We start from the raw sequence: 1,145 nt of genomic DNA on the forward strand, positions 1-1,145 counted from the left end.
TACCCTCAACGGTCGAACGGTCTGGCTGAGCGAGGATCGCTGTTACTTCTGCCGGATCCAGATAGCTCGGTTCCGACGCCGGAGCGCGCTTGATCGGGATGTGGAGGATTTCGACGCATTGCGCGATCGACGCGGGATCCTTGGTGGCCACGAAGTGGAAGAAGCTACGGATCGCTGCAAGCCGGCAGTTGCGCGTGCCGATCGTACTACTGCGTTCATGTTCGGCATGGCTGAGGAACGCGATGACCTCGCTGGCTGTCAGATCGGCCAGTGTGATCACCGCCACCTTCTTTCCAGCGCGCTGCGCGACGAACCGCAGGTACAGCCGCCAGGTGTCGCGGTAGGACCGGACTGTGTGGATGGACGCGTTGCGCTGTTCGACCAGCCATTCGTAGAAGAATGCGCGTAGCAGGTTCGGGAACGGGTCGACCTTGCTCATGGCTGCGCCTCCCGTCCCAGGCTGAGGCATTGTGCGCCGACCGCCCGGAACCGCTCGTTGGCCTGGTGCAGCAACTCCTGCGTGACCGTGATGTAGACCAGCGTGGAGTTGATATCCCGATGGCCGAGGTAGGTCGCAAGGAACGGCAAGTGATCCTGTGGATTGATGCCCGTTCGGTACCATTCGAGCATCCTGTTCACGACCATCGAGTGACGCAGGTCATGAACGCGTGGACCTGCTTTTCCTCGCAATGGTTTCAACCCCGCACGGCGTATGACGTCGGAGAGCAACCATGTGGTCATTTCCGGCGTGTAATGGCCATCGCCTCGCTCGTGCCAGAAGAGGCCGGAACGCGCGTCTTGCGATCCACCGGCACGCTGCCGCGCATCGATGTATGCCCTAAGCTCGACTATAACGCTGCCCGGCAGCGGCAAAATGCGGGTCTTGAAGAACTTGGTCTGCCTGATGGTTATAGTACCAACCGGCAGATCCACGTCACCAAGATCGAGACGGGCAAGTTCACCGCGCCGCAAGCCCGCGCAATAGGCGAGGAGCAGCATGGTGTACATGCTGAGCGGCCGAAGCGGCACTCGTGGAGACGGATAAGTGCGGGCAACCTCGAGCATCCGTCGCACGTCGGCAGGCGAGTAGATATGGGGCTTTCGCCATTGCTTGGCGGCCTCCTTCCTTGGGGTCGGGTCGGGTC

2 protein-coding genes are annotated in these 1,145 nt (G+C 61.3%); both read right to left on the reverse strand.

Annotated features, from left to right (window positions below):
- The coding region (locus SxD43FB_RS23665; protein WP_176482914.1) for a site-specific integrase at window positions 1–439 on the reverse strand (439 nt) is incomplete at its 3' end.
- A partial coding sequence (locus tag SxD43FB_RS23670) for a tyrosine-type recombinase/integrase (protein ID WP_176482915.1) occupies window positions 436–1,145 on the reverse strand: 710 nt, incomplete at its 5' end. The genes SxD43FB_RS23665 and SxD43FB_RS23670, both read right to left, overlap by 4 nt.

The organism is Sphingobium sp. D43FB, from assembly GCF_002312805.1.
In the GTDB taxonomy this organism is placed as follows: domain Bacteria; phylum Pseudomonadota; class Alphaproteobacteria; order Sphingomonadales; family Sphingomonadaceae; genus Sphingobium.